The sequence below is a fragment of the Microcoleus sp. genome (assembly GCF_049646505.1).
Classification (GTDB): Bacteria; Cyanobacteriota; Cyanobacteriia; order Cyanobacteriales; family Microcoleaceae; genus Microcoleus.
The window spans coordinates 1-2092 of sequence record NZ_JBARVX010000444.1; the positions used below are offsets into that span (position 1 = coordinate 1).

The 2092-nt window shown below is 34.8% G+C and carries 2 protein-coding genes; both read left to right on the plus strand.

Translation table 11 applies throughout. From position 1 onward, the window contains the following. Positions 1 to 253: 253 nt before the first annotated feature. A complete protein-coding gene (locus WBA89_RS21560) occupies positions 254 to 478 on the plus strand; it encodes an ISL3 family transposase (protein WP_424409341.1) in 225 nt (74 codons plus the stop codon). 476 nt (positions 479 to 954) lie between these two features. Further along, complete coding sequence (locus tag WBA89_RS21565; RefSeq protein ID WP_424409342.1) at positions 955 to 1806, plus strand: IS630 family transposase; 852 nt, start codon at positions 955 to 957, stop codon at positions 1804 to 1806. The last annotated feature ends 286 nt before the right edge of the window (positions 1807 to 2092 follow it).

The window sequence follows — 2092 nt, forward strand, 5'->3', positions numbered from 1 at the left end:
AAATAACGCAAGTAATAGATTTAAGGGAAAAATCAAAACTGTCCAAAAAAGCAGTATAATTTCAAGAAATATCAAAGGTAATAAACGACACTAAATATTTATTATTAAAAAATGAATATAATTTAAAGGAAGAGCAAAATATCAAACTAATGGATGTTAAAAAACAGTTTCTTCATCTGGCATAAAGGCATAAATTAAAAGAAAAACCTCGACAAATATTTGAAAGGAAAAAACCAATTGGTTGAGGGGATTGTTGAGAATTGGGCTCTGGCAAAAAAGAGCCAAACAATATTTTCCAGATACTGTGAAGACTATTACTAATTGGTTTGACGAGATAATTGCTTACTTTGATAATAGGACAACAAGTGGTATTGTTGAAGGTATTAACAACAAGCTTAAGTTAATCAAACGTTCTGCTTATGGCTTTAGGAATTTTGAAAACTACAAAAATAGATGTTTGCTGTCCTGGGCATTTTAATTGTTAGTTTAGCATACCAAGTAAGGAAGAACCTAAATTTTGGTGAACCCGCCCCTACAAATATTTAAATTTCCAATTACCATTCCCCATTCCTAATTACCTTTGAATGCTTCTCGGACAGTCAAGTCGGCGTTGGTTCTACTTTTACCATCCGCTTACCTATCAATACTTAAAAAATTGGTTGTTGGTTGTTGGTTAGTGGTTAGTGGTTATTGGTTATTGGTTGTTGGTGATTGGTTGGTTGTTATTATAGCGGTTCTCACAAAGGTGAGGTATGCTTTTAGGCCCGATGCCCGATGCTTTTAGGCCCGATGCTTTTAGGCCCGATGCTTTTAGGCCCGCGAGAGCACCTCATCTTTCTGAGAAAGGCTATAGTTATTTGTTATTTGTTATTTGTTATAGCAAGCCTAAATTAGTTTGACAATAGGAGTCCGATGACATAAAATCAAAGTTTATGTACAAACAAGGTGAAAATCATGGAAAATAGCGCTCAATCAGATAGCATATCAACGGATTTAAATGAATTAACAGAGTTCATTAACAGCACGAACAATGTTAGAGAGTGGAAAAAGGGTGAAGCGGTCAAATTAACAATACAAGGTTTTTCTTATCGAGCAATTAGCCAAAGATTACAGATTTCTTATAGTTCGATTGCTCGGGCTAAAAAAGAATACAAAGCCCGAGGAGTTTCGGGGCTAAAACTCAAATATAAAGGCTCTGTAAGTTATTTAACTGAAGTTCAAAAGGCTGACCTGAAAGTCTGGCTATTTGAAAAACCAGAAAACCGCAACATTTCTGAGCTTCAACGACATATTATGGAAACTTATGATTTAGTCTTTAAATCCCCACAAAGTTACTATAAAATCTTAAAAAATAGTCAATTAACTTGGCAAAAAGCTAACAAACAAAATTTTCGAAAAAACCCAGAAGCTATCAAAAAAAGAACACAAGAGATTGTAGAAATTTTAGAAGAACTCAAGCCGGAAATAGAAGCTGGAATCCTTGCAGTCTATGCTTTAGACGAATGTCATGTCCAGGGTGATGATGTTTGTAGTTATCTATGGGGTGACTCAAAAAACAGAGAATTTATAGCTATAAATAACGAAAAAGACCGTCAAACTTATTATGGAGCTTTAAATTTATTAACTAATCAGTTTATTGCTAGTCCTTATAAAGCGGGAAATGGTGAAAACACCGTGAAATTTTTATCAGAAATTCAAGCTCTTCATTCTCAGCCGAATTTTGAGCAGAAAGTCCTGTTGATTTGGGACGGTGCCAGCTATCATAGAGGAGAAGAAATGAAAAAATTATTGGCATTACTTTCATGATGGAAAAGAACGAAAAGATTGGTCAATAATTTGCGAACGTCTTCCGACTTATGCCCCCGAAGAAAATCCCGTTGAGGGAATTTGGCTACAAGTTAAAAACTTTATTAGGCGTTTCCACTACCGCTGTAAGAGTTTTGCTTCAGTTAAACGATTGGTGGAGATTTTCTTCAAATATCAACTTTTTAATTCTCCTAATTTGAAAAAGTACGATGCTTTTGCCAAACTGATTTAGGTTCGCTATATAACCTTTCTCAAAAAAGTGAGGATAGCCCTATGCCCTATGTCC